Origin of the sequence: Singulisphaera chitinilytica, from assembly GCF_049331405.1 — a bacterium.
In the GTDB taxonomy this organism is placed as follows: Bacteria; Planctomycetota; Planctomycetia; order Isosphaerales; family Isosphaeraceae; genus PoT.
Genome location: NZ_CP186274.1, coordinates 5,002,508 through 5,028,423, shown reverse-complemented (window position 1 = coordinate 5,028,423; position 25,916 = coordinate 5,002,508). Strand labels below are relative to the sequence as shown.

At 65.6% G+C, this 25,916-nt stretch carries 17 protein-coding genes; 9 read left to right on the top strand and 8 right to left on the bottom strand.

Annotation, left to right across the window (positions count from 1 at the left end):
- Positions 1-27: 27 nt before the first annotated feature.
- The 5 genes from ACOYYX_RS19860 to ACOYYX_RS19840 all read right to left on the bottom strand — a co-directional run bounded on the left by ACOYYX_RS19860 (position 28) and on the right by ACOYYX_RS19840 (position 7,824).
- A complete protein-coding gene (locus ACOYYX_RS19860; protein ID WP_422923000.1) occupies positions 28-1,476 on the bottom strand; it encodes a bifunctional 2-methylcitrate dehydratase/aconitate hydratase in 1,449 nt (482 codons plus the stop codon).
- Between the two features lie 344 nt (positions 1,477-1,820).
- Positions 1,821-2,318 carry a 3-hydroxyacyl-ACP dehydratase FabZ family protein gene (locus tag ACOYYX_RS19855; RefSeq protein ID WP_422922998.1) on the bottom strand — a complete coding sequence of 166 codons (498 nt, stop codon included), beginning with the start codon at positions 2,316-2,318 and terminating at the stop codon, positions 1,821-1,823.
- Positions 2,319-2,464: 146 nt separating this feature from the next.
- Positions 2,465-3,841, bottom strand: a complete 1,377-nt coding sequence (locus ACOYYX_RS19850) for an efflux RND transporter periplasmic adaptor subunit (RefSeq protein WP_422922997.1) — start codon at positions 3,839-3,841, stop codon at positions 2,465-2,467.
- Positions 3,838-7,086 (bottom strand): efflux RND transporter permease subunit, encoded by a 3,249-nt coding sequence (locus tag ACOYYX_RS19845; protein WP_422922995.1) that lies wholly within the window; start codon positions 7,084-7,086, stop codon positions 3,838-3,840. The genes ACOYYX_RS19850 and ACOYYX_RS19845 overlap by 4 nt, the downstream gene beginning before the upstream one ends.
- A 321-nt stretch (positions 7,087-7,407) precedes the next feature.
- On the bottom strand, positions 7,408-7,824 hold the full coding sequence (locus ACOYYX_RS19840) for a hypothetical protein (protein ID WP_422922993.1): 417 nt from the start codon (positions 7,822-7,824) through the stop codon (positions 7,408-7,410).
- A gap of 471 nt (positions 7,825-8,295) precedes the next feature.
- Here ACOYYX_RS19840 and ACOYYX_RS19835 point away from each other — a divergent pair, with 471 nt between their 5' ends.
- From ACOYYX_RS19835 to ACOYYX_RS19795, 9 genes are all read left to right on the top strand, one after another.
- Positions 8,296-8,661, top strand: coding sequence for a hypothetical protein (locus tag ACOYYX_RS19835; protein ID WP_422922991.1), 366 nt, complete (start codon positions 8,296-8,298; stop codon positions 8,659-8,661).
- Positions 8,662-9,065: 404 nt separating this feature from the next.
- A complete protein-coding gene (locus ACOYYX_RS19830) occupies positions 9,066-9,605 on the top strand; it encodes an RNA polymerase sigma factor (RefSeq protein ID WP_422922990.1) in 540 nt (179 codons plus the stop codon).
- Between the two features lie 177 nt (positions 9,606-9,782).
- Complete coding sequence (locus ACOYYX_RS19825) at positions 9,783-10,976, top strand: DUF58 domain-containing protein (protein ID WP_422922989.1); 1,194 nt, start codon at positions 9,783-9,785, stop codon at positions 10,974-10,976.
- Complete coding sequence (locus tag ACOYYX_RS19820; RefSeq protein ID WP_422922987.1) at positions 10,966-13,353, top strand: transglutaminase-like domain-containing protein; 2,388 nt, start codon at positions 10,966-10,968, stop codon at positions 13,351-13,353. The genes ACOYYX_RS19825 and ACOYYX_RS19820 overlap by 11 nt, the downstream gene beginning before the upstream one ends.
- Before the next feature lie 14 nt (positions 13,354-13,367).
- A complete protein-coding gene (locus tag ACOYYX_RS19815) occupies positions 13,368-14,345 on the top strand; it encodes an AAA family ATPase (RefSeq protein WP_422922985.1) in 978 nt (325 codons plus the stop codon).
- Positions 14,346-14,364: 19 nt separating this feature from the next.
- Positions 14,365-15,945 (top strand): permease, encoded by a 1,581-nt coding sequence (locus tag ACOYYX_RS19810; protein ID WP_422922983.1) that lies wholly within the window; start codon positions 14,365-14,367, stop codon positions 15,943-15,945.
- 369 nt (positions 15,946-16,314) lie between these two features.
- Entirely contained in the window at positions 16,315-17,328 is a 1,014-nt protein-coding gene (locus tag ACOYYX_RS19805; RefSeq protein WP_422922981.1) for a DUF1559 domain-containing protein, read from the top strand.
- A 49-nt stretch (positions 17,329-17,377) separates the two neighbouring features.
- Positions 17,378-18,961, top strand: coding sequence for a DUF1800 domain-containing protein (locus tag ACOYYX_RS19800; RefSeq protein ID WP_422922979.1), 1,584 nt, complete (start codon positions 17,378-17,380; stop codon positions 18,959-18,961).
- Between the two features lie 47 nt (positions 18,962-19,008).
- Positions 19,009-20,262, top strand: a complete 1,254-nt coding sequence (locus ACOYYX_RS19795; protein WP_422922977.1) for a DUF1501 domain-containing protein — start codon at positions 19,009-19,011, stop codon at positions 20,260-20,262.
- Between the two features lie 97 nt (positions 20,263-20,359).
- On the opposite strand, the gene ACOYYX_RS19790 is transcribed toward ACOYYX_RS19795, so the two are convergent.
- The 3 genes from ACOYYX_RS19790 to ACOYYX_RS19780 form a co-directional block, all read right to left on the bottom strand.
- Positions 20,360-22,069 carry a hypothetical protein gene (locus tag ACOYYX_RS19790; protein WP_422922975.1) on the bottom strand — a complete coding sequence of 570 codons (1,710 nt, stop codon included), beginning with the start codon at positions 22,067-22,069 and terminating at the stop codon, positions 20,360-20,362.
- Between the two features lie 26 nt (positions 22,070-22,095).
- Positions 22,096-25,125: an NPCBM/NEW2 domain-containing protein gene (locus tag ACOYYX_RS19785; RefSeq protein ID WP_422922973.1), complete on the bottom strand. Its 3,030-nt coding sequence runs from the start codon at positions 25,123-25,125 to the stop codon at positions 22,096-22,098.
- 207 nt (positions 25,126-25,332) lie between these two features.
- Positions 25,333-25,872, bottom strand: a complete 540-nt coding sequence (locus tag ACOYYX_RS19780; protein WP_422922972.1) for a hypothetical protein — start codon at positions 25,870-25,872, stop codon at positions 25,333-25,335.
- Positions 25,873-25,916 lie beyond the last annotated feature (44 nt).

Here is a 25,916-nt window from a genome sequence, read left to right as displayed (position 1 = left end):
TCGACCTCAGACCGGCCTAACCTTTTTTCAGCCGAGGAACATTTCCATGAACGCGGGGACCGGCGTGGCGTCGAGCCGCGCGGGATCCTTGAAGAGGTCGAGGATCGACAGCGTGCGTGCGTCGGTGAATCGGGTGCCTAGGTTGTCGACGAACTTCTCGACGAGCAGGGGGTAGGCCTCCTGCCTGCGGCGACGATGGCCCAGGGGATACTCGACCTCGACCTTGGGGGTCGACGTGCCATCCTTGAAGAAGACCTGCACGGCGTTCGCGACCGAGCGTCGCTCGGGGTCGAGGTAGCCGACCGTGTATTGCGGCTCTTCCTGCACGACCATCTTGGCCCGGAGGAAGTCGACCCGAGGGTTGGCGGCGGCGTCGTGGTCGTAGTGCGACTCGGTGAGCTCGCCGTGGAGGAGCCCGATCGCCACCATGTACTGGAGGCAGTGGTCGCGGTCGGCGTGGTTGTGGAGCGGGCCTCGCTTGTCGATGATCCGGACGGCCGACTCCTGCGTCATCAGCTCGATCCGCTCGATGTCGTCGAGGCGCCCCGCGACCGCGGAGTGGAGCTGGAAGGCGGCCTCGACCGCGGTCTGCGCGTGGAACTCGGCCGGGAAGGCGACCTTGAACAGGACGTTCTCCATCACGTACGAGCCGAGTTCTCGCTCGAGCGTGAAGGGACGACCCTTGTAGAGGACGTCATAAAAGCCCCAGGTCTTCGCGCTCAATGGGGTGGGATAACCCATCTCGCCGGCCAGTGTGATCATGGCGAGGCGAACGCCACGGCTGGTGGCGTCGCCGGCCGCCCACGATTTGCGCGAGCCCGTGTTCGGTTCGTGGCGATAGGCGCGGAGGGCCCCGCCGTCGATCCAGGCGTGTGAGAGGGCATTCTGGATGTCGGCCTCGCTGCCGCCGAGGAGTTGCGTCGCGACGGCCGTCGAGGCGACGCGGACGAGCAGTACATGGTCCAGGCCGACCTGGTTGTAGCTGTTTTTTAAGGCCAGGACCCCCTGGATCTCGTAGGCCTTGATCATCGCCCGGAGTACGTCGCGAATCGTGAGCGGCGCCTGTCCCGCGGCGATCCGACCTCGGCTGATATGGTCGGCGACGGCGAGGATCGCCCCCAGGTTATCCGAGGGGTGCCCCCACTCGGCGGCGAGCCAGGTGTCGTTGAAGTCGAGCCAGCGGATGAGCGTGCCGATGTCGAAGGCCGCTTTGACCGGATCGAGCTCGTGCGAGGTCCCCGGCACTCGGGCCCCTTGCGGTACAACGGTCCCCGGAACGATCGGGCCGAGCAGCCTGACGCATTCGGGCGTCTGCAAGGCCAAAATGGCGCAGCCGAGGGAGTCGAGCAGGCAGTATCGGGCCGTCTCGTACGCGACGTCGCCTCCAACCTCGTCCTTCGCCGCGTAGTTGGCGAGGTCCACGAGGATCTGATCGGGGATCTGCGCCGGATTCGATGAACGAGAGTGATTCGTCATTGGATATTTCTGGGGAAGGCCCGGTCGGTCGGATCGCCATAACAAGGGGGGCATGACCCGTCCGCATCGTAGGCCAAGAGGGCCTCGGTGTCGAGGTCGATGGGGTTCGGGGTGAAGGGAGGGGCGTTCGCGGCGTGGCGTGGGGATATCTGCTACCGAATGGGGCTTATCGGGCGGGAGGGATTTGCTGGAGTCTCCACGAGACGCAGTATCGAGTGCTTAAATGTGATGAATAATGGAATTGAAGGACTATTGAGAAGAGGCCGAATGGGGGGCCGACGGCCGGGGACCGGATGATGTCTGGAAAAATCCAAGTTTGTTCGCTCGAGAATATTGCGTCGCGATCAGGGATTCGGGTCGCTCCGAGGGATGGGGACACCGATGACCTTGCCGTGGAAGACCATGTTGGTGCCGACGAAGCCCTGGACCTGGAAGACCTGCTGACGAGGTCGGATCTTCTCGGCCTTGCCGACGATGACGAGCCGGTCGCCTGGGCGAATCGGGCTCCGGAATCGAACTTCCTCCATGCCGCCGAAGCCGAGGAAGCCGTCGCCCACCAGGCCCGCGCGGTGGCAGTAGAACCCGCAGAGCTGGGCGGCGGCCTCGCAGACGAGGACGCCCGGCATCAGGGGGTAGTTGGGGAGGTGGCCCCGGATCCAGAACTCATCGGTGCCCACGTCGAGGTAGCCGACGATGAGGCCCTTGGCCGTATCGAGGTCGACCACTGCGGTGAGCTGCTCCATTTCGAAGCGCTGGGGATTGTGCCTGCGTATCGCGTCGAGGTCGAAGAGGACCCGGTCCGTGGCAATCGTGGCCGGATCCACGATGAGTTGGGGAGGCATTGGGATTTCCTGTCCTTGGTTGGACGGCGGGCTACAAGGGCTCCGCCGACCTATCCAAACCGAGAAGCCATCATATCACGACACTATCGACGTTTCGAGGAGTGGATGGAGCGTGCGATCCTGGCCTGCTCCACTCACGGCCGGATTCAATGCTCGTCGACGCTGGGGCCGCCCCCGGGCGGGGCCCCGGTCTGGACGGTCCGCAGGTCATCGTAAAGCTGGGCCAGGAGTAGGCTGCCGACGCTGACGACGGTCTCACCAGGGTTCAGCCCGTGGTCGATGAGAGCGTAGTCGTCCTTCTCCTGGGCGACCTGCACGGGCCGGCGCTCGAAGCGGTCGGGGGAGCCGGACGACTGCACGAAGACGTAGTAATGCCGGTCGGCGACGACGAGCGCGGTCCTTGGGATCACCGTGCGGCCAGGGCCCGGCGGGATCTCGAGCATCCCCCGGACGAGCATATCCGACTTGAGCCGGCCCTCCGGGTTCGGCACCGAGGTCCGCACGCGGACGGCATGGGTCCCGGGGTCGACACGGTTCGAGATGTACTCGACGGTGCCCCGGAGCTTGTGGTTCAGGAAGGGGAACTCGATGTTCCAGGTCTGGCCGATCTTGACCATGTCGAGGTCGCTCTCGAACACGTTCCCCCAGACCCAGAGGTGGTCCAGCGGCGAGAGGACGAGCAGGGTATCGTCATCGTCGTAGAGGTTCCCGGCGACGACGTCGCGCGTGATGACGATGCCGTCGGCCGGCGACCGGAGGGTCATCCGGGCCTTCTGGGCCCCGTTCTGATCCTTGATCGCATTGACCTCGGCCTCATTGAGCCCGTAGACCATGAGCTTGTCGCGGGCGACCTCGTAGTCGCGCCGGCTCTTCATCTCGGCGTTGCGGGTCTCGGCGTACTGCTGCGACGAGATGGCGTTCACCTTCAACAGGGGCTCGCGGGTGTCGAGCAGGTTCTTGTCGTAGGCCCACTGGATCTGCTTGATCTCGTAGGCGCTCTTGGCCTCGGCCAGCTCGGTGCTGTAGAGGTCGATGAGCGGGTCGCCCTTCTTCACGGTCTGGCCGACGGTCGTGTAGACGTGGTCGACGCGCCCCTTGAACATGAACCGGATCCGGCTCAGGGTGTCGGAGTCGTACTCGGTCTTCCCCAGCAGTTCGAGCCGGATGGGCTCGGTCTGCGGGAGGGCCTTGGTCGTCGCGACGCCCATGCCATCCCTCCCCGTCTTCTCCACCGTGACGAGGCCGTCCCAGGGCTTGATCGGCTCGGGGGCCTTGGGGCTCGACTCGGCATGCCCGGCCGATGATGAGGTGGGCGGGGTGAGGTTGTCCAGGAAATCCGAGACGATCGACTTTGGGATATAACCCAGAGCAAAGCCTGCGCCGATCGAGCCGACGAGGGCGATGAAGAACAAGCCTATGAGCATGCCCTTGAGGCGCCGTCGCTTGGGGCGAGCCCCGGTCGTCAAGGTCCCTTGCGCCTCGTCGTTCGGCGGCTGGGGCGGAGCGGTCGGTGTGGTGGTCATCCCGTCTCTCCCATCTCGAGTTCCCGGGGTGTCGGGGCGGGGAAGAAGCTGTAGAGCACCGGCATGAGGTAGCGAGTGAGGAAGAGCGTGCAGAGCATGCCGCCGACCACGACGATCGCCAGCGGCTTCTGCGCCTGCGAGCCGATGGACGTCGCCACGGCCGCCGGGAAGAGCCCGAGCGCCGCGGTGAGCGAGGTCATCACGACGGGGCGTACCCTCAGCTCGGCCCCCTGCATGATCGAGTCGCGGACGGAGAGCCCCTTGGATCTCATCTGGTTGAAGTAAGACACGAGCAAGACTCCATCCTGCACCGCGACCCCGAAGATTGACACGAACCCGACGGCCGCCGAGATGCTGAACGGGGTCCCCGTGATCCAGAGGGCGAAGATGCCCCCGACCGCCGCCTCGATCACGTTGCACATGACGAGGAGTGCGTCCTTCGTCGAGTTGAACGTCGTGTAGAGCAGGCCCAGGATCAGGACGATCGAGACAGGCACGATCATCATCAGGCGGCGATTGGCCTGCTCCATCTGGGCGAACTCGCCCGACCACTCGAGTCGGTAGCCCTCGGGGAGCTTGATGCCCGTCGCGGGGTCGTTGATCTTGCGCTGGGCTTCGGAGATGGCCGAGGCCAGGTCTCGACCTCTAACCCCGAACTTGATCGGCACGAAACGACGATTGTTCTCGCGATAGATATTCGAGGCCCCTTGCTTGTGGGGGATGATCGTGCTGACATGCGACATCGGAATCCGGGTGCCGGCCTTGCCGTCGGTGCCGGGGATGTCGATGGGGATCCGGGCGATGTCGCCGGGGTCGTCGCGGAGGTCACGCGGCAGCCTTAGCACGATGTCGTAGAGCTTCTCCCCCTCGACCATCCTCGAGAAGGCCCGGCCGCCGATCGCGACCTGCCCGGCGGCCTCGACGTCGGCGACGTTGATGCCGTAGCGTGCGCAGGCCTCGCGGTCGACCTGGACCTCGAGGTTGGGCTGCCCCATGATGTGGAACATGCCGACGTCCACGACCCCCTCGACCGACTGCAAGACGCCGACCATCTTCTGGCCGAGCTCTTCAAGGTCGTCGAGGTCGGAGCCGAAGAGCTTGACGGAGTTTGCCCCCTTCACGCCCGAGAGAGCCTCTTCCACGTTGTCGCGGATGAGCTGCGAGAAGTTGAAGTTCAAGGCGGGGAAGTCCTGCTTGAACCGTTCCGTCAACTCGTCCTGGATCTCCTCGCGGGTGATGTGGCGGGCGAGCAGGTCGCGCCCTTTCCAGTAGAGCTGGATCGGGTGGCCGAAGATCGTCCGGGGCCGCTCGCGCCACTCCTCCATCGGGATGAGTGGGACGTTGAACTCGATGTTGAAGAAGCTGGCGACGTCCGTCCCGTCGTCGGGCCGGCCGACCTGCGACATCACGCCGCGGGCCTCGGGGACGCTCGCGATGACCTGCCGGATCCGAGGGGCGATGCGGGCCGACTCCTCGAGCGATGAGGTCCTCGGCATGATCGCCCGGATCCAGAGGTTCCCCTCTTCGAGCGGGGGCATGAACTCGCCGCCGAGCGACGGGATCAGGCTGAAGGCGAAGGCCACGACGGCCCCCATCCCGGCCAGCGTCAGGCCCCGGTTATTCAGGACCCGCCCCAGCGTCTTGAGATACCGGCGCTTCATGAGCCGGTCGACGAACGTCTCGGCCTCGTGCTCCTTGTTGTGGAAGAAGAACGAGCAGAGCACCGGGGCCAGGGTCAAGGCCAGGAGCAAAGCCCCGCAGATCGAGAAGGCATACGTGTTGGCCATCGGGCCGAACAGGGCACCTTCCGGACCGGTCATCGAGAACAACGGGATGAACGCGCAAACAATGATCGTGGTGGAGAAGAAGAGGGCGCGTTCGATCTCGTTCGACGCCTCGGCGATGCGGTCGATGAGCGGCTTGGAGCGGTCGGCCTCGTGCGAGGTCAGGTGGCGATAGATGTTCTCCACGATGATCACCGAGCTATCGACGATGATCCCGAAGTCCACCGCGCCGATCGAGAGCAGGTTCGCCGACTTCCCCTGGAGGAACAGCACGCTGACGGCGAAGAGCAAGGCCATCGGGATCATGATGGCCACGATCGCCGCGCTCGTCAGGTCTCCCAGGAAGACGAACAACACCGCGACCACCAAGGCCACCCCGACCACCAGGTTGTGCAAGACGTTGTGCGTCGTGGCGTGGACGAGGTCGGAGCGCTGGTTGAAGACCCGGATCGAGATCCCCTTCGGTAGCAGCTTCTCTCGCTCGATCTCGGCGAGCTTCGCCGCGACGGCCTCGGCCGTCGGGAGGGATTTCTCATATTTACGCATCAGGACGATGCCTTCGACGACGTCGTTTTCATCGCCGCGGCCGACGATCCCCAGGCGTGGCTGGTTGCCCACGATCACCTGCGCGACCTGCTTGACGAAGATCGGCGTGCCGTCCTCGGCCGTGGCGACCACGACCTTGCGGATGTCGTCGAGCTTCTTGGTCTCGATCTCCGCCGCCTTCGAGGCCTTCGCCGGGTCGAGCGGATCGACGCCGCCCCCCAGCAACCCGGTGATCCGGACGTTGTGCGCCTGGACCCCGAGGGCGAGAACGTCGCCCCCCACGTTGGCGTTGGAGTTCTTGATTGCCTCCTCGACCTGCTGCATGGTCACGCCGAACTGCCTGAGCAGGCGGGTGTCGATCAGCACCTGATATTGCTTGACCGTCCCGCCGAAGCCGGTCACGTCGACCACGCCGGGGACCTGCTTCAGGGCTCGCGTCAGGACCCAGTCCTGCACGGCCTTCAACTGGCTCAGGGTATAACCCGGCCCTTCGATCACGTAGCGGACGATCTCGCCGGTGGGGCTCCATGGGGAGAGTTCGGGGGTGACCCCTTCGGGCAGGTCGACGAAGCCCAGGCGGTTGATCACCTCCTGGCGCGCCGCCCAGTAATCCGTCCCGTAGACGAACTGGCATTTGATGTCGTTGAGCCCCGCGACCGAGGTGCTGCGCAGGAATTCGAGCCCGGGCATCCCGTTGAGGGCCGTCTCAAGGGGGATGCCGACGAGCCGTTCCATCTCCTCGGGGCTCGCGCCCGAGTTCTGGCTGATGACCTCGATCAGCGGCGGCGTGGGATCGGGATAGGCCTCGACATTGAGACCTTGCGCCGAGTAGATGCCCGCCACGATCAGCATCGCCGCCGCCAGCAGCACGATCAGCCGATTGTGGAGACTCCACGTGATGATGGCACGAACCATCGTACGTAACCTCGCTCGAGCCTCGCCCGAGTTAGCCTCGTGTTCAGGAATGGATGGGGACGCGGAAATGCTTGAGGAGCCCCCTGAATCGAGCGTAGGCCGGATTGGGGGGATCGTCTTGCCGATGGGGCCATCGCAGAAGCGTCCGGCTTCGGTCTCGGGTCGCTGTGTGTCGTCGAAACGAAAGATCAGACGGAGCGGCTCGGTCGTCAGTCCCGGTTCGGGATGACGCACTTCGGCTACGATTGGAGACCTTCATTGACGAGGCAGTGACACCGGCCATGGCCGGACGGCCTTAGGAGGCGGGCAGGAGGGGCGGGATCAACAAATGAGGCGGCAGAGGCTGAGGTAACGCGGAGGCCCTTCTTCGGGCGAGCCCGGCAGGCGCCGGTCGCAACTTCGGCTCAATGGATCGAAGCCCCAGTCGGGCAGATCGGCCCGGAAGACGAAGAAGAGGGTGCGACTGTGAGGCTCGTCGGCATCCCCCTTGTCGTCGGGGATCTCGTCCTGGGGGGCATCGGGGATCTCGACCTCGTCGTCGGCCTGGCCGAACTCCCGGGTCCAGGCCTGGAGGATGAGTTGCGGCGTGGACTCGTCGCGAGCCGACGCGTCCACGCCCAACTGCAATGCGAAATCCGAGGCCGGCTCGGCGCAAGTGGCCGTGGCTGCCTCCACTCGATTGAGGTGGAGGGTCGCCAGGAACACGATGATGAGTGGGAGAAGTCGTGCTCTCGCCATGCCTCACCACAAGCCGATTGGGGTTGCCGTCAATAGTCTTGCGACCGGATAAGTCGGTCCTTCTTCTACTTCGCCCGAGTGCCATCCGATTCTTGAGCCCGAGTTCGCAGAGCGTCCGTCTCGTCGTCGGGTGGAAGTCCAGGGCCTCTACTTCATCATTGGAAGCAGTTATCCAGGTTGTTGTCAACACGAGGTTTACGTTTGTGATCGACGAGGTCAGGATGACGCCGATTCGCGTCAGATGACGTGGCATGCAGCCGCTTCGGACGGGGTGGAGGCTCGCTCGAGGGCGGAGTGGCCTGCGGACCATTTCGTGTCGAACTTGAAAAAATCGGGAACTCCCCGGATTCGGCGGCACTTCGATCCGGGGAGGAGGCCCTGCTCGTCGTCACCGATGTCGACGGCCCGAGGTCGAAACCCCGCAACTTTCGTGTGTCGACGCCTACGGCTTCCAACGATTATCCTGGTCACATGTCGCGATTCTGCCGCAAACTCCTGGTCGTCACCCTGGTCGCATTCCATGCGACGGTGATGGCCTGCGGCACATGCTTGCACTCCCTCCCCGGCTGGGAGCATGGGGTCGGCGGCGTCGGATCTGCGTCCAAGGCGAAGCCTGGCGCCCACGACGTCGAGAGCAGCCTTCACGCCTCGAACCACGACTGCCCGGTCTGCCAACTCCACTCGCTCGGGCAGGTCGCCCCCGAACTCGGCCAGGTCCCTTCTTCGCCCCTGGTGCAGCGCGCGGCGGTCCTGGTAGTCCGCCCGCCTCGCGTCCAATCCTGGCACGGCCCCGCCTCGCTCCGCGCCCCGCCCAGTCTCGCCCTCAATCCCGCCTGACCGTCGCCGCAATGGGGACGGTCCGCCGTCCGCCGACTTCGATTCGGCGTATGCGCGTCCCTCGCCGCCGATCTCTCGGCGCGATGACGCCTGGCCGCGGGATCGTACTCCTGAACATCGTCCCGCGACCGAGAAACGGCCGGTGACCCACGTCCTCCTCAAGCGGACGCGGGCTCCTGGTCGGTCGGATCCGGGCGGCCACGACGTCTGGCGGCAAGGGCGAATCGTGAGACTGAGAAGGGCGATCGATCGTGAGCACTTCGCTGATGCCTTGGCAGCATCCCCTGCTGGGATTCTGCCCCGAGGATTTGATGGCGGTCTCCCCGGACTGGATGCGAGGGAGGCGTGTTTCCTTGGACGAACAAGGGCCGGAAGGCCGGAATCCTCAACACGCGGACGGCTCGATGTCGGAGCCGTTCGACCGGACTGTGCGTCCGCTGCTAGATGCGATGGTAGCCACCGCGCGTCGGGTCCTGGGGGACGAGGGGACGGCCTGGGATGCCGTGCAGGAGGCGCTCATCAGCCTCTGGCGCGAGGAGGAGATGCCCCCTAATCCGCGGGCCTGGCTCTTGCGAGCCGTGACTTTGCGGAGCCTCCACCTCGCCAGGACCCGGGCCAGGCGGTGGAAGCATGAAGGGCGGGCGCGTCGCGAGCGGCCCGAGGCCTGCTCCCGGTTCGACCCCTCCGAACGCCTCGAATTCGAGGAGATCTCAAAGGCGATGGACCAGGCCCTCGCCGAGATCCCGGCCGAGTATCGCGACGTCCTCGACCTCAAGACCGTCGCCCACATGGACTACGCGACGATCGCGGAAACCCTGCAAATCCCGCTGGGGACGGTCCGTTCTCGGCTGAACCGCTCTCGGATGGCCGTCCGCCAGATCCTCTCGCGGATGTTGCCCCACGACGATCAACTCCCACTCCCGTTCGATCGCAAGAAGGCCTGAGTCTCTCGGAGTCGTGAGGATATCAGGATAGGCGGGCAGACGGCACGTCACTTCGTGGCGGTCGCCCCCGGTGCAGCTTCATCACGGGAGACGTGCGAGATTATGATGAAACGACGCTTTCAGAATAATTTGCTGAGACGACGCATCGTCTGGGCGTTTGACCGCGGGATGCGCGGGGTGAGGACTCCCCTGGGCAACTTGATCCTGGCGGCGATCGCAGCGGCGCTCTGCGGGTTCTTCCTCCATCCCCAGGGGTTCGTCGTCTTCTTCGGCCTGCTCGTCGTGACGGCCCTCGGCCTGTCGTGGCCCTGGCTCAGCGTTTGGGGCTTGGGCGGAAGCCTCGCCTTCGATCGGACGCGATGTCGCGAGTTGGAGACGGTCACCGCCCGCCTGACCCTGCGGAACCGGATGCCCTGGGGCGTATGGGGGTTGGGCCTGAAGGTGGCGGATGAGGACGGCCCCGAGGCCTTGCTGACGGCCCTTGTCTTCGTGCCGGGCTGGCGTACGACGTCGGTGACGTTTGAATTCGCGAGTCGATGCCGGGGTGTCTATCCGAGGACGCCGCCGAGGATCGTCTGCGGGTTCCCGTTCGGACTCTGGGAGGCGTCGCGGACCCTGGCGGTGCCGGAGACGCTCCTTGTCTGGCCGAGAACCTTCCCCGTGGCCCCGCTGCCGGAACTCGCCGGCGGCCACCTCTCCGAAGGGCTCGCCCCTCGCGATCGAGCCGGCACCTGGGGCGACCCCATGGGCGTCCGCCCCTATCGACGGGGCGACCCTTTGCGACGGGTCCACTGGGCCCAGACGGCGAGGCATGGCCAGCTCATCATCTGCGAGGTCCAGTCCCACGCATCACCGCGCGTGCAAATCTTCCTGGATGCGAGCCGGGCCTCGCACCCTTCGACCGGTGCCGACGGCTCCCGAGAGTGGTCCATCCGCGTGGCCGCCAGCATGGTCGAGAGTTGGATGGGGCAGGGGGCCGAGGTCGACTTGATCCTCGACGACAACCGCGATGGCGGTCGCGGTCTCTCCAGCAAGTCCGGCCTAGGCAATCTCCTCGACGCCCTGGCCCGTTGGGAGCCTTGCGATGACGCGATGCTACGGCGGGATCTCTCTGAATCGAGGTGCGTTGATGGGGCATTCCGCGTGATCATCACGACCGATAGGGGGTTCGAGACAGGTTGCGTCTCGGTCCTCGGCCCGGGTCCCTCGGGGACGCGGCTCGTAGTGCTCCTCGCCGATGGGTTCCCTCGCGGTCGGGCGGGCCGCGACCTCGACTCCCCGTTGTTGAGCCCCTGGGCCGTGCTGACCGGACCCGATCAGGTCGCCTCGAGTCTCCGCAGGTTAGGGAAGGAGGTTCCGCTTGGCGTTTGACGGACGTGAAGACGCGAGGCTGCGTTGGGCCACGCTGGCGATGGCGGCGTTCTCCACCCTGGCGCTCGAGCAGGCGGTCCTGGAGCCGGGAAAGCCTCGCGGTCCTTGCTTCGCTCTGACGCTCGGCGTATTGATCTTGCCGATGCTGGTCGCCTCCGTGATCCTGGCTCATCGCGATCGGCGCTCGAACGCGGCAGGCGAGCCGGCCACGCCCTCGCCGGCCTTCGGCGAGGGCACGATCGCGGCATTCTGCCTGCTGTTCGTTTTGCCGTTCGGCATCGAGTTCGGCCATGGGATGTCCAGCGGCTGGACGACGACGCTGGAATATATCCTCATCGCCGCATTGAGGAACCTGGGCCTGGGCCTCGCGGCCTTCTCGCATCGTCCGGCCCATGCGAGGCTTTCGGCGCTGGTGAGCCTCTTCCTCGTGACGGTGGCCTCCGCCGTAGGGGGCGAGGGGGGACTTGCAGTCCTCGCGCCGGCGGGCGGGTTCGCGATGGCGGGCATGGGCTGGCTGATGCTCGTCTACTGGACCGGGCTCCCGATCCGTCCGGTCGCGGGGCCGGCGGCGGTGCGTCATTCCCTGACCAGTGCGGCCTGGATGCTGACCGCCGCGGGCCTCATCGCCGCGGTGGCGGCCGTCGGCCCGACGCGTGCCGCCACGGCCTTGATCGGCCTGGTCCCGACGTCGGGAGGGACGGGGGAGAACGATCCCAACGCACGCTCGGGTGTCAACGACGGCGACAACGAGGTCGACGCCAGTGAGAACCCGCAGTCGGTTGGGTTCACCCGAAGCGAGATCTACCTCGAGACCGATCGCCCCAGCCTCTACGACGCCTTCAACGAGTCCTACGGCGAGCCGTTCAAGCGGACCAAGATCGAGAAGATGATCGCACTGGGCCCGGAGAACGTCCGCGAGCAGAAGGAACGACCCGCGGAGAACCTCCGGGCCGGTCGGGAGTTCTCGGCGGTTCGGAAGAAGCCGGAGCTTCGCCCCAAACGCCCCGGCGAACGTGCGGCCCGGGCACTCGTCTACATCAAGGGGACGACACCTCTTCACCTCCCGCTGACGACCTACGGCCACTTCGACGGCACGACCTGGCACGAGGAACCCTGCTGCAACCGCGACCTCCACGCCGAGCCCGAATCGCGCGGGTCGTGGATGAAGCTGCTGCCGTCGACAGCGGCTTTCCTCACGGGCCTTGTCACCCATCAGGTCAAGATCGGGGCGCTCGACTCGAGCTCCATGCCGCTTCCCTCGCACCTGGAACGCTTCCGCGTCGGGAGCGTGGACCGATCCGACTTCTTCGGCTGGGCCCAGTACGGGATCGTGCGGATGACCGACCGGAACGTCCCCGCCGGCACCGTCATCGACACCGAGGCGAAGACCGTCGACCGCTCGAAGATCGGCGAGATGCCCTTCAAACCCCGGCCCGACGACGAGAAGGACCACCACATCTCCTTTCGTGGCGAATACGCCGTCGACCCCAGGGTGACGGATCTGGCACGCTCGTGGGTTGCCCATCTCCCCGAAGGTTGGACCCAGGTCGAGGCCCTCGTCCACACCCTGAGGCACAACTGCCACCACGACCATTCGGCGACGTCCTCGGAGGGGTGCAAGGACGTGACGGCCGAATTCCTCTTCGAGACCAGGCGAGGCCCCGACTACCTCTTCGCGACGGCCTCGGCCGTGATGCTCCGCTCCCTCGGCTATCCCGTGCGCCTGGTCAGCGGCCTCTACGCCGCGCCCGAGAAGTACGACCCGGTGACGAGGCACACGTCCGTCACTCGCGATGATGTTCATGTCTGGGCCGAGGTCCGGCTGCCCGACGGCCTCTGGATCGCCATCGAGCCGACTCCCGGCTTCGACCTCCTCCCGCCGGCTCGGCCCTGGGTTGAGCGAGTCGCCCTGGCTTTCAAGGCGGCCGGCCGTTGGGCCTGGATGCACAAGTTCGCCCTCTCGGCCTCGTTGCTGCTTGTCGTCGGGGCGGTCGTGATGCGTCGGCGGCTCCTCGACCTCGGGGCGTCGGCCCTGTTCGGGCTCGACTCCGGCCGGCATCCGAGGCGGTCGATCCTGCGGGCCCTGAGCTTGCTGGAGCGTCGGGCACGCTGGGCCGGCTGCCCTCGGCCGACGGGGCAGACGCCATCGCGCTGGTATCGGCCGATCGCGAGGCTCGGGGCCGATGAGTCTCGCCTCGTGCTCGAGCGACTCCTCCGACTCTCCGACTGGGCTTTGCACGCCCCCGGCCGATCCAGCCTGCCCCCCGCGCTGGATGATGCCGAGATCCTGAAGACCTGCCGCGAGGCCTTGCGTTCGTGGACGCCCGCTCGCTTTCGCGAAGTCCATCCGCTCCTAACCCGACGAGGATTGATGTGAAGACGACTACGGTCATGGATCTTCCGAAAAACGAGGCCTGCGCTTGCCTCCTCGACGGAGTCCGCGCGGCGCTCAACCGGGCCCTCCGGGGCAAAGGAGAGGTGATTGAACATGTCCTCGCATGTCTTCTCGTGAGGGGCCACCTCCTCGTCGAGGATCTCCCCGGCCTCGGCAAGACGACCCTCGCCAAGGCCCTGGCGCAGGCCCTCGGCGGTAAGCTCGCACGGGTCCAATGCACGCCCGACCTGCTGCCGGGAGACATCACGGGCTTCCGCGTCTTCGATCAGCACACGCGCGAGTTTGAGTTCCTCCCCGGGCCGGTCTTCGCCGATATCCTGCTCGCCGACGAGATCAATCGCACGACCCCCAGGACCCAGAGCGCCCTGCTCGAGGCCATGGCCGAGCGGCAGGTGACGGTCGACAACGTTCGCCACGAACTCTCGGGCACCTTCTTCGTCATCGCGACGCAGAACCCCGTCGAGCAGTACGGGACCTACCCCTTGCCCGAGGCCCAACTCGATCGCTTTGCCATGAAATTACGCGTGGGCTATCCCGGTCGAGAGCACGAGCTTGCGATGCTCGAGGCGGCCGTCGGGCCCGAAGCGGAGTCAGAAACGCATGCCTCGCCGGTTCTGGGAGTTGGCGAACTGCGCCGGCTCCAGGGACGGGTGGCCGAAGTCTCCGTCGGGCTAGCGGTGCGCGAGTACCTCGTCGCCCTAGCCCACGCGACGCGTTCGCACCGGCAGGTGACGCTCGGCATGAGCCCCCGAGGGCTCCTGATTTGGCAGCGGCTGGCCCAGGCCCGCGCCTTCCTCGACGGCAGAGACTTCGTGACCCCCGACGACGTCCAGGACGTGGCAGAGCCGGTGCTGAGCGTCCGCCTGGGCATTGAGCCCGAGGCGACGGCCCGCGTGCTCGCCGAGATCCTCGCCTCGGTCCCCGTGCCGGTCTATCCCCATACCCCCGTTACGGCCAGCACCTCTCGACGTTGACGATCAGGAGCCTACTCTCGTGACGCATTCGCCCCTCATCATCCTCGGCGGCGTGATCATCCGCATAATCCAGGTCGTCGTGGAGTCGTCCCTCTACGTCGTGATCGGCCTCCTCACGGCCGGGGCCATCCGCGCGATGGTGAAGCCGGAGTCCTTGCGGCGCGTCTTCGGCTTCGGGAGATGGTCAGGACCAATCCGCGCCTGGGTCGCCGCGACGACGCTCTTGCCCGTCTGCTCCCTGGGCGTGCTGCCGGTGATCCGGGAGCTTCGGCGGGCACGCGTGAGCCGGGCCGCGATCCTGACGTTTGCCCTGGCGACGCCCATGCTCAACCCCATCTCCCTCGTCTATGGCATGTCGTACCTCGGCCCCAAGGTGCTGCTCGTCCTCATCGGCGGGGCGTTCGTCGTCTCGGTGGGCGTCGGGGTGGCGTTGGGGCATTTGGCGCCTGAGGAAGACTTCGATGAGGCGACCCCGGATGAGGTCGGGAGCGTGCCGGCGAAGGGCCTGCTCCGCGTGATGGCGGCTGGTGTCCATGCGGCGCGCGAGGCAACTGGGCCTTCTGCGGGGAACATCCTCATCGGCATCCTCGGGGCGGGCGTGGTGACATCCCTGTTCACGGCTCCATATCTTGCCACCTCGATGACGACGGGGGATCCGCTCGCGATCCCTCGCATGATGCTCGTCGCCCCCTTGGCTTACGTCGGCCCCGACCAGGGGATCGCGATGGTCCCCGAGATGCTCAAGTTTCGCCAGTCGGCCGGGGCCATGTTCGTGCTCGTCGCCCTCGGGGTGGGGATGAGTCTGGGGCACGTCCGATGGATCTGGCGTTCGTATGGGCGTCGCATCGTCCTGACGTGGATGGGCTTGCTTCTCGGCACGACGCTGGCCGTCGCCTACGCCGTCGATGGCTGGATCCCGGCTGTCGGCACGGCGAATGACGACAACGACCACTTCGCCATCCTGGGCAACTCGGCAGAAGGCTATCGAGGGATCGACGCCTTGACTCAGGGCCTGCCCGCGTATCTTGAAAAAGTGAGCACATTCCACTGGATGACGACCGGGTTCCTGGCGGCACTCGTGCTCGCCGGTCTTGCTCTCCGGGCGATCGGAGAACGCGGGCGTTTCGAGGCCTTCCTGACGACGGAGGAACCGGCCGTGGAAGAGGCCGAGACCCTCGTCGGCACCCCGATCTGGAACCGTCCGCTGCCGCCTCGGTTCGCCTCCTCGGTCGGGGTTTTCTGCGTCGCCGGGATCGTCATGGCCGGGTCGTATGCGTATTTCCCTTCGCCGGCCGAGGCCTTCCGGGACATGCAAATCATCAAGGCTGACTTCTATGGCGAATTGAGTGCGACGTCGCTCTCGGCCCCGCTGCACCACCTCGACCTCTGGGACAGGCAGGCCGGCAAATTGTCAACCGGGGCAATCATCCGGCTGTCGACTCCGGGGGCCGAGGCTCGCCGCCTGACGAGCGAGCTGCGGCAGGGGATCCAGGAACTCCGGATCGTCACCCAGGAGAGCCGCCGGGACGAGGCCCGCGTGCTGTTCGCCAAGCTCCAGACCGTCTACGACCGATGCAAAGTGGCATACGGAATTCATTGATCTATAGAATCTATAAAGATCAGCATGAAATTGAAAAATGGTGAGAGGCCTGGCCGGGAATTCATCCTGGGCCAGGCCTTTTTCGTTTCAGCCCGAACCGGGAACCGTCGCCGTTGCTCCGGCACTTCCTTCGGGGAGGGACCGCGGACGGTTTGCCCAGCCCCAGCAATCATCGAGTGAATCACGCGTCCGAGGCCCGCAGGAATCGCCGGCGTCGGTTCAGTCGATGGGTCTCGCGAAGACTCGCCGACCTCTCGAATACGAACACACACGGAGGGGCGGAGAGCAGGCGCCGAATTTCGAGATGCGGGCCAATTGCCGACCGGCTATTGATGAAAATAGCCGAATCGCTCCCACGAATGAGAGCCAATGATGCAAAGACGTGCATTTACGCTGATTGAATTACTGGTCGTGATCGCGATCATCGCTGTCTTGATCGCACTGTTGCTCCCCGCGGTTCAGGCGGCTCGGGAGGCCAGCCGCAGGATGGCGAGCACTAACAACCTGAAGCAGATGGGCCTGGCCTTGCATAATTATGAGAGCGCCCATGGATGTTTCCCCGGCCACGGCGGGTCGTCCGGGACGGGGTTCTCGGTGCATGCCCGGATCCTGCCTTTCATGGAGCAGGTCGGCGTGCTGAACATGATGAATTTCAGCCTGCCGGTGACGACCACGCCGCCGGTCTTCGCCTTCACCCCCGCGCAGACGACCTCGGCCAATACGCTGGTCGCCGCATTCGTCTGCCCGAGCGACGGCCAGAGCCCTCGCTACCCGAACTACTACTTCAACACGGCCACCGCCGGCACGGGCTACGTCGCCAACGCGGGGAGCGGGACCGGCACTTACTACGACATCCGATACCCGACCGACGGCGTCTTCTGGAATAACTCCGCCACGAGGATCGCCAGCATCACCGACGGGACATCGAGCACCATGTTCATGTCCCAGTGCCTCCTCGGCGCCGGCCAGGACACGACGGGTCCGATCCCCCAGGATCGGTCGAGGCAGATCGTGAACATTGCATCGAAAGTCTCGCCCCTCAAGGTCGCTCCCGGCGGATACAGCCCGGCGATGGACAATCCCGACCTCGCGACTTTGGCCGTAGGCGCGACCTCATGGAGCGGCACCCGTGGAGCCGCCTGGATCGTCGGGACGGAGGCGATGGCCGGCTTCAACGCCTATGCCACCCCGAACAGCAAGATCCCCGACGTCTATGGCCACGGCTTCGGCTGGCTCGCGGCCAGGGGTCCGCACCCCGGCGGCGTGCTCGTGCTGATGGGAGATGGCAGCGTCAAGTTCATCAAGGATTCGATAAGCCTTGCCACCTGGCGGGCCCTGGCCACGAGGGCCGGCAACGAGGTGATCTCGGCAGATTCCATGTAAATTTGCGTGAATCATCGACCATAGATGCGACCGTGACGAGGAAGCGACGATGAAACGACGAAGTGACGAGGCTCCGGCCTGGGATTCAGGCGCCTCGGCCCACCTCCTGAGCCGGGCCGGTTTCGGCGGAACCCCCGAAGACGTGGCCCGGTTCGCCGCGATGCCCCTCCACGAGGCCGTGGCCCGACTGCTCGACGAGGCCTCCGCGGCCGATCCTCCCGTAGCCCCCGACTGGATCAAGGACCCCTGGATCAACACCGAGCGGCGCTTCGCCGACACGCCCCGAGAGCGTGCGGCCGAGGCGCATCGCACGACCCGCAGGCGCTATGCCGTCGAGCTCAATGACCTCCGCTGCTGGTGGCTCGGCCACATGATCGCCGCGCCTCATCCGCTGCGCGAGGTGCTGACCCTCTTCTGGCACGGGCACTTCGCCACGGCCACCGACAAGGTGATGATCTCGCAGGCGATCTACCAGCAGAACGCGACGCTGCGACGCAATGCCCTGGGCTGCTTCCGCACCTTGCTCCGCGAGGTAGCCGTCGACCCGGCGATGATGATGTATCTCGACCTCGAAGGGAGCGACAAGCTCAAGGCGAACGAGAACTTCGCTCGCGAGTTGTTCGAGCTCTTCACGATGGGGATCGGCAACTACACCGAGCCCGACGTCAAGGCCACCGCTCGAGCCCTGACCGGCTGGACGCTCGACGCCCCTCGCGGCACGCCGATGACCCGTCGATCGGCTCCCGACACCCCGCGCGACTTCGCCCGCGACGGAATCGTCGCCACGTTCCTACCCGATCAGCACGACCCCGAAGTCAAGACGATCCTCGGTGAGTCGGGCCACTTCGAACTCGACGATGTCATCGCCATCGTCTCACGCCAGCGTTCCACGGCTCGCCTCATCTCCGGCAAGCTCGTCGACTTCTTCGGGGCCGCCGACCCTGACGGAACCCTCCGCGAACGGATGGCGACGGCCTTCGAGGAGACGCGCGGAGAGATCAGCGAGGTCTTGCGCGTCCTCTTTACCTCGCCCGAGTTCTACTCCGAGGCCTCGCGTGGCTCGCAGATCAAGAGCCCGATCCGCCTTTTGGTGGGGGCCTGCCGACAACTCAAGCTCGAGGTCACGGTGACCCCGAGCCTGGCGCAGCTTACTGCGGCGATGGGACAGGAGCTCTTCAACCCGCCGAACGTCAAGGGTTGGCCCGGGGGCAAGACGTGGATCGGCGCGGGGACCCTGGCCGTGCGTTATCACCTGCCCGAGGCCCTTCTCGAAGGGAAGTTGCCCGAGGGGCTCGAACCGCTCGGGTTCAGCCGCTTCCTCGCCATCTCGCGCGATACAACCCAGGGGCCGGCGATGATGGCCCGCCTGGAGTCGTCGATGGCCGAACGCCGGGCCGAGCGCGAGAAGGACGGCCTGAAATGCCGGTTCCGCGCCGAGACCCTCTTCCCGGGCGGAAACCCTTCGGAGCCCGCGGGCCTGGTCGATGATCTCCTGCTTCGGCTCGTCGTGACGAAGGTCCGTCCCTCGGCCCGACAGGCTCTCATTACCGCGTGCGTTGATACCGCGCCGGCCGAGCGACCCGCCCTCGTCGTGCGGCTGATCCTGGCGTCGCCGGAATACCAGCTCGCCTGATTGCCTCCTTCGAACCACAACGCTTTGACGTATAAGGACGATATCCGATGATGATCCAGATGGGCCGACGACAGTTCCTCCGGCGCGGGGCCGGGCTGACGGCGCTCACGGCGACCGTCCCCACGTTCCTGGGCCGGACGGCCTCGGCCTTCGCGAATCCGGCGAAGCCGATCCCGGGCCTCGACGATGACCGAGTGCTCGTCGTCGTGCAGTTGGCCGGCGGCAACGACGGGCTCAACACCCTGATTCCCCACGGCGACGACGCCTATTACAAGGCCAGGCCCAAGCTTGCGATCGACGCCAAGAAGGTGCTCAAGATCGACGATTATTTGGGTTTTCACCATGAGATGGTCGAGCTGAGGAACATGCTCGACAAGGGCCAACTCGCGGTGGTGCAGGATGTGGGATATCCCAACCCCGACCGCTCCCACTTCCGCTCGTCGGAGATCTGGGAGACGGGCTCATCCAGCGAGGCCATGTGGACGAGCGGGTGGCTGGGCCGCTACTTCGACAACGAATGCACGAATGTGCGTTCCCCGGTACTCGGTCTGCAACTCGGCGAACGACCCGCGCAGACCTTCTCGAGCACGAATCCTCGGGCGGTCACGCTGGCGAACCCGGCGATCCTCGACTGGCCCACCGGTGGGGTCGTCGGCTCCGGGATCGAGGGGATGAATCGGGTCGAGCCGATGGGGATCGATGCGCTCGACTTCGTCCAGCGCTCGGCCAACGAAACGCTCGCCCTGGCGAAGCGGCTCAAGGAGGTGGCCCGCGATGCGAAGCCGGCGGTCTCCTACGCCCCGTTCGAGTTCTCGCAGTCGCTCAAGCTGATTGCCGACATGATCGCGGCCGAGATCCCCACGCGGGTCTACTACGTCTCGCTCGGCGGCTTCGACACGCACGCCGCCCAGTCCAATCGGCATGCCGCCTTGCTCCAGGAGTTGAGCCAGGGGCTCTCAACCTTCCATCGGGACCTCGAGTTGCGCGGGCACCTTGACCGTACCCTCGTGATGACCTTCTCCGAGTTTGGCCGACGGGTTGCCGAGAATAAGTCGGGGGGGACCGACCACGGCACCTCCAACGTCATGTTCCTGACCGGCGGGAACATCCTCCCGGGCCTTCACGGCGGCCGACCCGAGCTGAAGACGATGGATGCGGAAGGGGATCTGATCTTCAAGACCGATTTCCGATCCGTCTACGCCGCCGTGCTCAAGGGCTGGTTCAACGCCGACGCCGACAGGCTCTTGGCCGGCCACTTCGCCCCGGCGCCAATCCTCAAGTCCACGAAATCGATCGGCTGATCGGCATGGTTCCATCGGCAAGAGCGAAGGCCGTCGTGTTCGCCCAGAGTGGACACGACGGCCTTTCATGTTGAAACCTCGACGCATGTTCCCGCGATCAGGGGACGTTGCGGTTGAGTCGAAGCAGGAGCCGCTCGGCGCGGAAGACGATCTCGATGTCCTTGTTCGTGAGTGCTTCTTCCAGGACGGGGACGGCGACGGGGCCGAGGTCGAATAGCTTCCCCTCGGCGGTTTCCCGAGCCTTGGCGGAGTCGTCGCCGAGTTGCTGGACGAGGACCCTGGCCCGATCCTGGAGCCTCGGGTCGACGCCGTGCACGACGAGCATCGCCGTCCGCACCATCTTCTTGGGAGCCGGGAAGACGTCCAGGAGCACCGCCTCGTCGATCGTCTCGCGAGGGAGGTGGGCCAGGACGATCAACTCGCCGGGCTCGAAGAGGCTCTTGCCGTACTGATCGAGGATCGTCTGGATCACCTGGGGCTTCAATCCCTGGCTGGCGAGCCGTCGGGAGAAGGCGTCGCGCGTGACCTCCTTGAAGGAGGTGTGCGTCGGCTTGATCGGCTGAGACATGCCGAGCTTGACGGGGGGGCCTTCGATGACGCCCCCTTTCTTGCCCGAGTCCTCGGCGAGCCGTGCGGCTGTGCTGACGTAGAGGCTGCCGTCCTCGGTGACGCGATAGCTCAGGTTCGCGGACCCGAGGATGTCGGCGAGGGCGTCACGAGCGGGGAGGTTGTTGGCCTGCATGTTCGCGGGCTGGCTCAGGTCGATGCCATCCTTGGCCAGAGTCTTATCGTCGACATCGTAGCGGAGGCGGATCTGTCCCGTGATGAGGTCGAGGATGCTCTTGCGAGGGGCCTGCTGGACCGTCACCGTGACGGGGCGGTTGAGGAGCTGATCGACTCGGGCCTTGATGGTCGCGTCCCCTTCGGCGGGCAGGGGGGGGATCTCTTCCTCCTTGTCCTTATCCTTCGGCTTATCCTTGTCTTTCTCCTTCTCCTCGGCCTCATTGAAGATGGCGTCGGCCTTCTCTTTATCTGAAGGCTTGTCCTTGTCTTTATCTTTCGCCTTTTCTTTATCCTTCTCCTTGTCGGCGTCATCCGTGGAGGCCGAGGGCAAAGTGTCGAGCCAGCCAACGCGGATGCCGTCGTCGGTGGGGGCGATCACGGCGATGTCGATGAGGCGACGATTGGTCAGGTTTTGAAGCGTGTATTCGTCGGGCCCGCCGCGGAGGCGGAGGGGGATCGTCAGGTTCAGCTCGGAGTCGTAGGCGACGAAGCGGTCGTAGTGGTTCTCGAACTTGAGGAAGAGCGAGGATTTGTCGTCGCGGAGCTTCGTGAGCCAGTGGTTCTCGGGGAGGTAGCTCGGGGGGATATCCGCGGGGGGCTCCGCGGAGAAGCTTGAGCCGAACCACTGGAGTCGGCCGCTCCGCTCGGTGCTGACGGGCCAGTGGGCGAGGAAGAGCCCCTTCTTGGCGCGCAGGTCGACGTCGATGTCCTTGCACGCCTCGCCGAAGAACTGCACGACCGAGATCGGGGCGATTGGGAACTTCGTGGCCGCCTCCTTCTCGTCGAGCTTGGGACGGCTCGTGCCCACGACGCCGGGCATCGTGTTCTTGTAGACACGAGCCGAGTTCCAGGAGGTCAGCGCCGGGTTGCCCACCCAGACCGACCACTCGTTGACCTCGAGCGGCGACTCCGTCTTCTCCTCGGCGGCGGGCCTGGAGGCCTTCGCCGGCTCTTCGAAGCCCCGGGCCACTCCGGCGCCGAGAACCAGGCTGAATGTGAAGGCGCGAACCAACGTCGGGCTCATCGATATCCTCATGAGATGGTTCCGCATCAAGGGTTGCCTCGACGTTCGGCCAGCTTCGCCGGCTCCTTATCGGGGGAGCCTGCCTCGGCCTTCTTCGCATCCTGGGCGGGCTGGCGGTAGAGGCGGGCGTTGGCCCAGATGACGCGGTCGCCCGTGTCCTGGCCCTGGCCGAAGTCGATGACGAGCCGCAACTGCTCGGCCCCGGCCACGGAGAGCTTCAGGGGGACGGGGGCTCCGTCGGCACGGAGGTCGGCGTTGGCGTAGACCTCCTTGTCATCGGCGAAGACGTGGCATTCCACGCGGCCTTTCGACAGCGCCGCGTCGTCGAAGCCGACGAGGGACTCGAAGGTGTTGTAGCGGCGGTTGAGGTCGTAGGTGAGGACGGTCTTCGAGTGGACGGCGACCCCGCGGTCGTAGGCCTGCCCCTTCATCTTCAAGGGCTCGCCCAGGAGGTTCTTGTCCCGGCGGTAGGGGATGCGTCGGGCGAAGAAGGGGGTCTCCTCGACCTTGCTGGGGATGAGGTCGGAGAGGTACGTCACGATCCCCCCATGGAAGCGGACCTCTTGGACGTCGGTCGCGGGGATCTTCAACTCCTGGCCCCAGGGCATCTCGATCTTCCAGTTGGCCGTATCCAGGTCCTTCCAGCGCCCCGAGAGGACCACGCCGTTCGGCAGGGTGAAGGTCGAGCGGACGGCGTCGGGCTCCTTGAGGTCGGGCCTCGTGGCCATGACGAGCCCCTCGACCGACTTCAAGGGCAGCGTCCGGCTCTTGTTCTGGAAGAGGAAGTGGAGCTTGTCATTCTCGGTCTTCTCCAGCACGCCCGCGATCGCGACGACCTCGCCGTTCTTCGACTTCGCCAGGAGCAGATCCTCGGAGACCCGGGCCTTCAGACGCTTGGCGAAGGCCTCGGCCGTCTCCTTGCGGTCGAGCAGGGCGAAGTGGATCCCGACGACCCGCGCGAGCGGCACGTCGAGCTTGTCCTGCGCCGGCGTGGTGATCTGCAGCTTGTCCTCGGTGATGCCTGCGATCTTGCCGAAGAACTTTTCGTCACCGGTGAGGTAGACCCAGGCGTCGGGGAGGGACGGGACGGGAGCCTTGGGATCGACGGCGAGGTTCGCGTCGGTATGCTCGGTGGACTTGATCGAGGCGGTCCCCATCTGGCCATCTTCATAGGTGATGTTGACCGAGAAGTCCTTCTGGAAGCAGTCGCCTTGCGGGGGTTCGACGTAGATGTCGGCGAACGATTCCATCCCCGCGCGGCGGACGACGAGAGGCCAGTCCTGGGAGTCGGTCGTATCCAGCCGCCAGCTCGCCGGGCCCTTGTCGGTCTGGCAGGTGACCATGACCTGCTTGATCGCGGCGGGCCTGAGGCCGACGACGAAGAGGTCCAGGTCGCGGATGCCATTCTTCTTGGGATAGACGCGGGGCACCTTGTTGACCGTCGTCCCCGGCGGAGGGGCGAGGGCGTCGTTGGGAGCGTCCTTCTTCTTCTCGGCGGGGGCTTCTTTCTTCGGCTCTTCCTTCTTGGCGTCGTCTTTCTTTTCTTCGCCCTTCTTGGCTTCGTCCTTCTTCTCGTCTTTCTTGGTCTCGTCCTTTTTCACTTCGTCCTTCTTGGCATCATCTTTCTTAGCCTCGTCCTTCTTGGCTTCAGGCTGATCCTTCTTAGGCTCTTCTTTCTTGGAGTCATCCGTCTTCGCTGCTGGCTCGTCCTTCTTCTCGTCTTTCTTGGCCTCGTCGGGCTTTGGAGTCGGTTGGTCTTTCTTGGGCTCTTCTTTCTTGGCGTTCGGATTCGGCATCGTCAAATCAAGATTGACTTGACCGACGAAGCGGCCTGACATCATCGGCGTGCGTTCGAACCTGATGCTCTCGAGCTCGTCGAGGGGGATCTTGGCCTTGGGCTCGGCCGGCGCGGCGGCATTCGGCTGGGCGGGGGCGCCCGGGGTTGCCGGTGCGGCGGGAGCCGCCGCCGGTGCGGGGGTGGCCATCACGACGGGCCCACCCGCGGGGACCGCTGCCACGACGACCACATTACCCGGTGCGGCGGGAGCCGCGGGAGCAGGGGCGGCGACGGCCACGACCGCGACGGCGGGAGCCGCGGGTGCGAGCTGGGCGGCGGCCTTCGCGGGCTCGGCGGGTTTGGCCTCGTCCTTCTTCTCGGGCTCGCCGGGCTTCGGCTTGTCGCCGGGGGTCGCAGGGGTCTTGCCGTCCTGCGGCTTGGGCGTCTCGGCGGGCGGGGCCTTGGGCTGGCCGCCCACGATCAGGATGCCCTTCTCGATGGAGGTCGGCTCGGCGTAGACGACGTTGCCGTAGACCGTCCGCACGTTGGTGCCGAGCCCCGTGAGCCGGTCCGCGTGGATCGCGAGGTCGCGGAGAAGGACGTTGACGGCCTCGGCCCCGTTGCGATTGGCGACGAAGACCTTGATCGAGGCGACGTCATTCACGCCGAGCGGGAGCTGGCCGAGGTAGCGCGTCCGGCCGCCGACGTTGTCCAGGACCTCGAGTCGGATGTTCATGCCTTCGCGGCTGATCTCGAGCCGCACGGCGTCCCCGGCGGCTGGGAAGGTCCGTCTCGGCGGCTTGGCCGGGGGTGCCCCCGGCTGGCCGAACATCCCCATCATCTGGAACTGGGGCTGCATCATCATCATGGGGTTGGGCAGCCCCTTGTCGACGGAGCGGTAGACCTCCGCCCCCTTCGGCTCCCGGACTCGGACCAGCGCCAGGTCGGGCTGGGTGATGTCCTGGAAGGCGATCGCCAGGCCCACGGCGACGCCGTCTTCCTGCGCGGGCTTGGGGAGGGTCTTGATCAGGAGGTTGGCCGTGATCTTGAAGTCGCCGCCGATCCTGAGCTGCTGCGGGGTCTTCCAGCCCGTCTCGGCCTCGCCGGGGGCCAGCGTGATCCGGAGGCCGTCGTCCTCACGCTTCAGCGCCTTCTTCTCGCCGTAGCCCTCGGCGTCGAGCGTGGCCTGGTCGAGGTTTTTCGACGCGAGCGACCGCGAGTATTCGTTGGGGCCGGCCGCCCCCAGGAGGCCGATCATCAATAAGGTTGCGCCGTACATCGGATCTCCTGGGATTGCGGGCGGGGCCGAGACGATTGACACCGGGATGTCACTTCGCCGCGACGGCAGGCGAGCTAGGTCTTTACGTTGCAGTGACGATTGAGTGAAACTTAGATATGCGGTGATTCTTGCGAAATCGGAAGGCCGGGGGCATCACCCATGTCCCCGGCCTCGCGATGAAACACCCGATGATCGGAGCGCGAAGGCTCAGGGCTTGGCCTCAGTCGGGGCCTTATCCTGCTCCTGATCTTTGTCCTTTTCCTTGGGAGTCGTGTTGGCGGCCGACTTCTCCTCGGCCAGGCGGCGATAGTAGCGCTCAAGGACCGTGCGATACTCGGGCGGGAACCCTTCCGACATCGACTGGAGGATACGGTCGCGTTCGCGGCTCGAGAGCTTGGCCCAATCCTTGGCGCTATCGCCCGGGTTGACGAGGTCGCCGATGCCGCCGGTGCCTCTCCCGATGACCGAGTCCTTCAGCCCCTGGTTGGGGTTATTCTTCTTGATGCCGTTCTTGCAGGCGGCGCACTGCTTTTCCAACTGGGCGATGAGCGTGTCCAGGTCGTGGATGATCGCCTTCTGCTGCTTCTGGACGTCCTCGCCGGTCTTCGTCTTACCGAGGTCCTCGGCGACGCCGCTCATCTTCGTGACCACGCCGGGAATCGTGGGGGCCTCGTCGGCAAGTGCGGTCAGGCCCGAGATTGACGTGGTCGCCGAGATCGCGACGAAAAGGCGGAGGTATCTTCTCATAACGTCCTCACGAGGTCGGAAGAACCGGCGTTAATGGATACGTC

Coding starts and splice junctions, on each gene's coding strand:
- ACOYYX_RS19860 (WP_422923000.1), bottom strand. CDS start 1,476: ATGACGAATCACTCTCGTTCATCGAATCCGGCGCAGATCCCCGATCAG.
- ACOYYX_RS19855 (WP_422922998.1), bottom strand. CDS start 2,318: ATGCCTCCCCAACTCATCGTGGATCCGGCCACGATTGCCACGGACCGG.
- ACOYYX_RS19850 (WP_422922997.1), bottom strand. CDS start 3,841: ATGACCACCACACCGACCGCTCCGCCCCAGCCGCCGAACGACGAGGCG.
- ACOYYX_RS19845 (WP_422922995.1), bottom strand. CDS start 7,086: ATGGTTCGTGCCATCATCACGTGGAGTCTCCACAATCGGCTGATCGTG.
- ACOYYX_RS19840 (WP_422922993.1), bottom strand. CDS start 7,824: ATGGCGAGAGCACGACTTCTCCCACTCATCATCGTGTTCCTGGCGACC.
- ACOYYX_RS19835 (WP_422922991.1), top strand. CDS start 8,296: ATGTCGCGATTCTGCCGCAAACTCCTGGTCGTCACCCTGGTCGCATTC.
- ACOYYX_RS19830 (WP_422922990.1), top strand. CDS start 9,066: ATGTCGGAGCCGTTCGACCGGACTGTGCGTCCGCTGCTAGATGCGATG.
- ACOYYX_RS19815 (WP_422922985.1), top strand. CDS start 13,368: ATGGATCTTCCGAAAAACGAGGCCTGCGCTTGCCTCCTCGACGGAGTC.
- ACOYYX_RS19805 (WP_422922981.1), top strand. CDS start 16,315: ATGATGCAAAGACGTGCATTTACGCTGATTGAATTACTGGTCGTGATC.
- ACOYYX_RS19800 (WP_422922979.1), top strand. CDS start 17,378: ATGAAACGACGAAGTGACGAGGCTCCGGCCTGGGATTCAGGCGCCTCG.
- ACOYYX_RS19795 (WP_422922977.1), top strand. CDS start 19,009: ATGATGATCCAGATGGGCCGACGACAGTTCCTCCGGCGCGGGGCCGGG.
- ACOYYX_RS19790 (WP_422922975.1), bottom strand. CDS start 22,069: ATGAGCCCGACGTTGGTTCGCGCCTTCACATTCAGCCTGGTTCTCGGC.
- ACOYYX_RS19785 (WP_422922973.1), bottom strand. CDS start 25,125: ATGTACGGCGCAACCTTATTGATGATCGGCCTCCTGGGGGCGGCCGGC.
- ACOYYX_RS19780 (WP_422922972.1), bottom strand. CDS start 25,872: ATGAGAAGATACCTCCGCCTTTTCGTCGCGATCTCGGCGACCACGTCA.